This is a genomic window from Brevibacillus sp. NL20B1 (assembly GCF_018195675.1).
GTDB lineage: Bacteria > Bacillota > Bacilli > Brevibacillales > Brevibacillaceae > Brevibacillus > Brevibacillus aydinogluensis.
Genome location: NZ_JAGTPT010000024.1, coordinates 61,289 through 68,964, shown reverse-complemented (window position 1 = coordinate 68,964; position 7,676 = coordinate 61,289). Strand labels below are relative to the sequence as shown.

Annotated in this window: 7 protein-coding genes; 5 read left to right on the top strand and 2 right to left on the bottom strand. The window is 46.8% G+C overall.

The window, feature by feature from the left end:
• Positions 1 to 348 precede the first annotated feature (348 nt).
• Together KDN35_RS15560 and KDN35_RS15555 are read right to left on the bottom strand one after the other, a co-directional pair.
• On the bottom strand, positions 349 to 906 hold the full coding sequence (locus tag KDN35_RS15560; protein ID WP_212133179.1) for a bifunctional transcriptional activator/DNA repair enzyme AdaA: 558 nt from the start codon (positions 904 to 906) through the stop codon (positions 349 to 351).
• A 19-nt stretch (positions 907 to 925) separates the two neighbouring features.
• The gene (locus KDN35_RS15555) at positions 926 to 2,191 is read right to left on the bottom strand and encodes an APC family permease (RefSeq protein WP_212133178.1); all 1,266 of its coding nucleotides are present in this window, start codon (positions 2,189 to 2,191) and stop codon (positions 926 to 928) included.
• Positions 2,192 to 2,444: 253 nt separating this feature from the next.
• Here KDN35_RS15555 and KDN35_RS15550 point away from each other — a divergent pair, with 253 nt between their 5' ends.
• From KDN35_RS15550 to vanA, 5 genes are all read left to right on the top strand, one after another.
• Complete coding sequence (locus tag KDN35_RS15550; RefSeq protein ID WP_171564544.1) at positions 2,445 to 2,810, top strand: DUF5412 family protein; 366 nt, start codon at positions 2,445 to 2,447, stop codon at positions 2,808 to 2,810.
• 857 nt (positions 2,811 to 3,667) lie between these two features.
• Positions 3,668 to 4,363, top strand: a complete 696-nt coding sequence (vanR, locus tag KDN35_RS15545; RefSeq protein WP_171564545.1) for a VanR-ABDEGLN family response regulator transcription factor — start codon at positions 3,668 to 3,670, stop codon at positions 4,361 to 4,363.
• Positions 4,341 to 5,492 (top strand): vancomycin resistance histidine kinase VanS, encoded by a 1,152-nt coding sequence (gene vanS, locus KDN35_RS15540; protein WP_212133177.1) that lies wholly within the window; start codon positions 4,341 to 4,343, stop codon positions 5,490 to 5,492. The genes vanR and vanS overlap by 23 nt, the downstream gene beginning before the upstream one ends.
• A gap of 153 nt (positions 5,493 to 5,645) precedes the next feature.
• The gene (gene vanH / locus KDN35_RS15535) at positions 5,646 to 6,650 is read left to right on the top strand and encodes a D-lactate dehydrogenase VanH (RefSeq protein WP_376717843.1); all 1,005 of its coding nucleotides are present in this window, start codon (positions 5,646 to 5,648) and stop codon (positions 6,648 to 6,650) included.
• Positions 6,643 to 7,674, top strand: a complete 1,032-nt coding sequence (vanA, locus tag KDN35_RS15530; RefSeq protein ID WP_212133175.1) for a D-alanine--(R)-lactate ligase — start codon at positions 6,643 to 6,645, stop codon at positions 7,672 to 7,674. Before vanH ends, vanA begins: the two co-directional genes overlap by 8 nt.
• Positions 7,675 to 7,676 lie beyond the last annotated feature (2 nt).

Here is a 7,676-nt window from a genome sequence, read left to right as displayed (position 1 = left end):
AATACGGCTGGAAGGACGATATAAAGCACAAGAAACAAGTCCAAAACGTTTAAGGTTTGATGGACAACTGAAAAATACCATACAAGGAAAGCTAGCAAGAAACCTGCCAGTCCGCTTACAATCCTCCAAAAAAGGGAACCTTTTCGAAAAGCATTCATCCGAGAGCTGCACCTCCTGCTCAAAAAGCTGCAAACAAAATAAACCTGTACATACATGTAATACCATATTATCCTTGGAAGAGGAGTGTGTGGCAAGCCGAACATTTTCAGCAACGAAGAGAAATGCGCTTTGGGGATAACACGGATTTCTTTACCCGGCAGCTGGCAATGACGTCCTCTTTCGCAACGTTTAGGAATGTTGATGTTTAAACGCTAACGGAGAAAAGCCGGTGAGTTTGCGAAACACGTGATAAAAATGGGCAGTATCATTGAAGCCTACCAAAAAACAGATTTCCGTATTATTTTTCTCTCCCTGTAACAGTAAACGTTTCGCCTGTTCAATGCGAATGTGGTATAAATACTGTTTTGGACTGATTCCTGTTTGTTTCTTGAACAACCGCTGTAGATGGTACGAACTCATTCCAATCCGTTTGGACAATGTTTGCAGCGTCCATGGTTTATCGTATTCGTTCTCCAAAATGTGTTGTACTTCTTGAATGACTTCGTGATTGGGGTCATACGTGGACTGAGCCAGATCCGGACGGCACCGTTTACAAGGTCTATACCCTTTTTGCAATGCCTCTGCTATATGAAAAAAGAACTCGACATTCTCTTGTTTGGGTGTCTTGGATTTGCATGAGGGGCGGCAGAAGATTCCCGTTGTTTTCACGGCATAGTAGAAGCATCCGTCATACATTGCATTACACTGAACAACGGCTTCCCACATGGTTTCACGTTGAATCTTCATTGCCTTCCTCCTTTGCGTGTTACATATCATTTCGATACTGGATTTTACGTTTTCCTGTCGCTTTCCTGTATAGAAAATACACAACACACACCACAGCGGGGACCAACAAGTGAAAACCCAGAAAAGGAACGGCAAGAACAAGCACGATCAAGGAGACCAGACTGCTCATCCATGGTGTGGTTCTTCTTTTGTACAAGGTGAGGGCGGCAAGCATCGAGATGATATAAACAGAAATACCCAGGGAATTCGGGATGTACAGCAATTGGGTAAAATGAATTTGTAAAAACGCGGTCAGGATGGCCCCCAATCCGGCAAAAATGACGACCAGCCAAACGACGCGCGTAGGCGTCCTGGTTCGGGGGTGTAAATAATGAAACCAGGCAGGCAGCGCTTGATCTCGCCCTAATGCGTAACCGAGTTGAGCCAGACTGGCAACATACGCATTGACCGTACCCGTACATATGATCAAGGCCAACATAGCGGTAATCAGCTGTGCTTCAAATCCCAAAGCGCGATGAATCATGATTCCGATAGGGGATGAATCACTTTCCACATTTCCATACGTTCCACTGCCGATTGTCATAAAACTGAGCAGAAGAAACACGATGCCGATGATCACCGCACTAATGAGAGCACTGCGCACCAAATCTTTCTCTGGATGTTTGAAGCGGTCAGCCAGACTGCAGATTGCCTCCCAGCCGAAAAAGGACCAAAAAATCAAAATCACAGCTGTTCCTACAGGATACCATCCTTTTGGCGCAAAGGGATGGAAGTGATCCCAGCGAACGTATGGCAATGTGACCGCCACTGCAATACACAACAACAGGAGCAAAAGTATACTGAGCACCAAAGACAATTTGCCGCTTATCCGAACACCGAAATGATTGGACAGACCTCCGATAAGCAACATGAAGCAGGCAATCAGGGCATTTTCCATAGCGGAGAAGTCAAAGGCGGCTCCGATGTACGCAGCGCCTGTCAACGACACAATAATCTGTCCGACCGCCGCTGCCAAAAAATAAAACCATCCCACGAGATTTCCGGCATGCTCCCCGAAAGCCATGCGCGCAAACGTCGCTGCGCCCCCGGCGTCGGGGTACGAACGGGATAACGCGGCAAATGTATAGGCGAGCGGGAAGCTGAACAGGACCATCATCATCCAAGCAACAATAGAGGCGGGCCCCGCCACAGTCGCTGTACTCGAAGACAAAAAGAGAGTCCCTGAGCCAAGAATCGCTGTAATATATAGCGCGATGGCTTCGGGTAAAGTAATAGAACGACTCATGTTGGATGAACCTCCCTTGTCGTCACATCACATTTTTTCGCTGTCAAACTTTACTGACGATTCGACTCAAAAACGCGACTGCATAAGGAAAAAGAGCAATCAAATGAAGAACCCCTTTTCATGTAAGTACCTTTTACGTATCACAATCAAATGAAAAGATCGTCTGGTGTTTTTGCGGAGTAATTTTGGGAAATGGCCAAGCCAGGGAGATTGCACGGAGAGTTGGACGATATCGGAAATGGGAGTGAGAAACATGAAATGGCGCTTGCATTGGCGCTCTATCATTATCGTTATCCTCTTATTGGCATTCGCCGTCGGTATAAAGGTCCGGTTCTATCCCAGCCTTGAAAGCGTTAATACGAAGAGGCTTCAAGTAGTGTCCGAAAGTGTGTCACCTGATGGTCATTATGTACTAAAAACGTATGTAATGGGAGGGGTTTTGCTGCGGTCTGACTATAGCTACATCGGAGAAATTGAATATGGCGATCAACGGCGGAATGTGTTTTGGATTAGCGGCAATCAATTTGAAGAGCCGAAATGGATTGATGACCGCACAATTGAAATTGACGGCAAGAGAATTGACATCCTGACAGACCAATATGACTTTCGATGGGATTGATCATTCTACCTGCCGCTGTTGCGTGAAGGGGGACTGGTGCTGTCTGACAAGCTGCTGTCCGCGGCGCTGGCCGTCTCCAGTCCGGGAGTCAACGCAGCCCCACGGAAAACATGGAATAGAAGCTGAAAAAGAAGAATTGAAGGGGAGAGGAAGATGTTAAACAAACTCTTGTCTGCTTTACTAACAGCATTTTTGTTTTGCGTGCTGCTTGCTTATACGGTATATACGCCTATAGACGAACGTGATGAAACCGTATATTATTTCTCATTCTCCAGCTTAGTAATAATTTATTTAGTATATGCGTTACCAATAACATTTCTTGCAGGCATCCCCCTCTCCTTATTAATTGATTTCATTGATAAAAAAATCGTAACAGACTCCAAGATAAAGCGCTATATCGTAAATCTCGGCTTGTATTCGTTGGCTGGAGTAACAGTGGCATTGTTTTTTTTGATCATAAGCGGAGATGTTCTGAATAAGTTGTTCGATTTCATTCGTTACTCGTTTGTATTTATTTTCCCATCACTGCTATTCTATCACATTTCCATTTTCATTAGATTCATAACGAAAGGTTTTCGCCAATACTATGAACCCTAGCGCTCCGGCACTTCGGGTGTTGAATTCGCCGTTGTGCGAATTCCTTCGAAGTATTTTTTGCTTACGGTCTATAATGCAATTTCTCTTTTGCACCATAAATAGGGATTTGTGGAACAATGCAATCCAACAATCGTTCGTATATAATGAAACACTGTAATCAGACATCATCGTTGATGTCAGTGTTCAGTGGTTTCTTTGGGATCTGTCCGGGTGAAGAGCCCGATGGAGAAAAGCAAAACCATAAAGGAGTAGTAATAGCTATGAGCGATAAAATACTTGTTGTGGACGATGAACGGGAAATTGCCGATTTGGTTGAGCTGTACTTGAAAAATGAGAATTATACCGTGTTCAAATGCTATACTGCCAAAGAAGCGTTGGAATGCATCGAGAATACCGTGCTTGACCTCGCGATACTGGATGTTATGCTTCCTGGTTCGAGCGGCCTTTCGATTTGCCAGCAGATACGTGAAAAGCACAACTATCCCATCATCATGCTGACCGCGAAAGATTCAGAGGTGGATAAAATTACCGGGCTGACAATCGGGGCGGACGATTATATCACGAAGCCCTTTCGCCCGCTGGAGTTAATTGCACGGGTCAAGGCGCAGCTGCGCCGTTACAAGAAATACAGCGGAGTTGCGGCGCAACATGAACATGTTATTGTCCACTCTGGCCTCGTTCTTGATATAAACACACACGAATGTTTTTTGAACGAAAAACCTCTATCCCTCACGCCTACTGAATTTTCCATTCTGCGCATTCTTTGTGAAAACAAGGGGAAAGTGGTCAGCTCTGAGGAGTTATTTCACGCGATCTGGGGCGACGAATATTACAGCAAGAGCAACAACACCATTTCCGTGCATATCCGGAATTTGCGCAAAAAAATGAACGAGAACATGGATAATCCGAAGTATATAAAAACCGTATGGGGAGTTGGCTATAAAATTGACAAATAAAAGAATAGATTATTCCCAGCTGACACGAAAACTCTACGTGTATATCCTTTTGAATGCTGTGGCAGCCGTTGGATTGGTGCTGTCTATTCGTTTCCTGATTCAGGGGGAACTTGGGGATTGGATCGTGCGGTTACTGGAAGACATCTTTTACCTGAGGCGTCTGGAAGCGATGATGATTTATCAGTATGTTTTTCGCAACAATATGGAACTCATTATTTTTACGGCGATTGCCATCAGTTTTCTGCTTCTGTGCCGCATCATGATTTCAAAATTCGCAACATACTTCGACGAGATCAATTCCGGCATTGACATCCTGATTCAAAACGAGGACAAGCAAATAGAGCTTTCTCCGGAATTGGGGTTCATGGAACAGAAGCTCAACACATTAAAACAGACGCTGGAAAAGCGGGAGCAGGATGCCAAACTGGCCGAACGACGAAAGAATGAGGTTGTCATGTACCTGGCGCATGATATTAAAACTCCGCTTACATCTGTCATCGGTTATTTGAGCCTGCTAGACGAGGCGCAGGACATGCCGGAGAAGCAGAAGGAAAAGTATGTGCGGATTGCGTTGGACAAGGCGTCTCGCCTCGAACATCTGGTCGACGAGTTTTTTGAGATTACGCGGTATAACCTCCAAACGATTACGCTTACGAAAAAGCACATTGACCTGTACTATATGCTCGTGCAGATGATTGATGAATTTTATCCTCTGCTTGCCGCAAATGGAAAACAGGCGGTTCTGCACGCTCCCGAGGATTTGACTGTATACGGTGATCCCGACAAGCTGGCGAGGGTCTTTAACAACATTTTGAAAAACGCCGTTGCATACAGCGAGCACAACAGCTTGATTGAAATTACAGCGGGTCTCTCCGGGGACAAGGTGTCCATCGCGTTTAAAAACACCGGCAGCATTCCCGAAGACAAGCTTGCTACCATCTTTGAGAAGTTTTACAGGCTGGACAATGCCCGTTCCTCCGATACGGGCGGCGCGGGACTTGGATTGGCGATTGCTAAAGAAATCGTCGTTCAGCACGGCGGACAGATTTACGCGGAAAGTGATGATAACTGCACGACGTTCACGGTAGAGCTCCCGGCCTTGCCAGAATTGGATAAACGGAGTTCCTGAGAAACGAATATGGATTCTTAAGAAAATCTAAAGGTAATCTCCACTTTTTCTTAGGAAAATAACAAGTTCCTATTAAAAAATGGCTCGTTCTTATGCGGTAGACTTAAACCCGTAAGAACGAGCTTTTTCGTTTGGGCACAGCAGGTGTTCACAATGGAAAAAGGGTGCCTTTCGCTGAAAGGAGGGGACTTCCTATTGAAACACATGAACATCACCGTTTATGGATGCGAGCAGGATGAGGCAGATGCATTCCGTGCCGTTTCGCCGCGTTTTGGCGTGATTCCCACGATCATTCACGACCCTGTGTCAGAAGCCAACGCAAAATACGCCCATGAATGTATCAGCGTGGGGCACAAAACCGAGGTTTCTGCCTCTATCCTTCTCGCGCTGAAGCGAGCCGGCGTGAAATACATTTCGACCCGAAGCGTCGGCTGCAATCATATCGATACGGCTGCTGCCAAGAGATTGGGCATTGCTGTCGGCAATGTGACGTATGCGCCGGATAGCGTAGCCGATTATACCATGATGCTGATGCTCATGGCGGTACGCAACGCGAAATCGCTGATGCGCTCTGTGGAAAAACACGATTTCAGGCTGGACGGCGTCCGCGGCAAGGTGCTGAGCGACATGACGGTCGGCGTGGTGGGGACTGGCTGTATCGGCGAAGCGGTTATGGAGCGGCTGCGGGGATTTGGCTGTCGTGTGCTGGCTTATAGTCGCAGCCAAAAAATCGAGGCGAATTATGTTCCGTTTGATACGCTGCTGCAAACGAGCGACATTGTTACGCTTCATGTACCGCTCAATGCGGATACGCGCCATATGATCGGCCGCGAACAAATACGAAGAATGAAGCAAGGCGCGTTGATTATCAATACAGGGCGCGGTGCGCTCATTGATACCGCTGCGCTGGTTCAAGCGTTGGAAAACGGAAAACTTGGCGGCGCCGCATTGGATGTATTGGAGGGAGAAGAGGGGCTTTTCTACTGCGATTACACCCAAAAACCAATTGACCATCCATTTTTTCAGAAACTGCAGCGGATGCCAAACGTGATTATCACGCCGCATACGGCTTACTATACCGAACAGGCACTGCGTGAAATCGTTGAAAAAACTGTCCAAAACTGTATGGATTTTGAAAGGAGTCTGGCTCATGGATAAAATCAAAGTTGCCATCCTCTTTGGCGGCTGCTCGGAGGAGCATGATGTGTCGGTAAAATCGGCTGTTGAGATCGCCGCCAACATTAATACCGATAAATACGAGCCGATTTTCATCGGCATTACGAAATCGGGTGTTTGGAAACTGTGCGAAAAACCGCGCCCGGACTGGGAAAACGGCAATTGTTGTTCAGCCGTGCTCTCGCCGGATAAACACATGCACGGATTGATTGTGCTAAAGGACAACGAATTTGAAATCCGCCGCGTTGATGCAGCATTTTCGGTTTTGCACGGAAAGTCGGGTGAAGATGGATCAATTCAAGGTTTGTTTGAATTATCCGGAATCCCCTATGTAGGCTGCGATATTCAAAGCTCCGCGATATGTATGGACAAATCGCTGGCATACATCCTTGCCAAAAACGCTGGCATCGCGACTCCTGAATTTTGGATCTTGAATCATGACGAGAGCCTGGCGGCAGAAGCGCTTCCCTATCCGGTTTTTGTGAAGCCGGCGCGTTCAGGCTCATCCTTTGGCGTGACAAAAGTCAACAGTGCGGATGAATTGGACGCGGCCATTGAAACGGCTAGACAATATGACAGCAAAATCTTGATTGAGCAGGCTGTATCGGGCTGTGAGGTCGGCTGTGCCGTATTGGGAAACAGCGCCGAATTGATTGTTGGCGAGGTAGACCAAATCAGGCTGCGGCACGGTTTCTTTCGCATTCATCAGGAAGCCGAACCGGAAAAAGGCTCTGAAAACGCAGAGATCAACGTTCCCGCAGACCTGTCGGCAGAGGAGCGAAGACGGATACAGGAAACGGCCAAACAAATATACAAGGCGCTCGGCTGCAGCGGTCTTGCCCGTGTTGATATGTTTTTACAAGAGAACGGCAGCATTGTGCTTAACGAAGTCAATACCTTGCCCGGCTTCACTTCATACAGCCGATATCCCCGCATGATGGCTGCTGCAGGCATAACGCTTTCCGAATTGATTGACCGCCTGATCGTATTAGCGTTAGAGAGGTGATC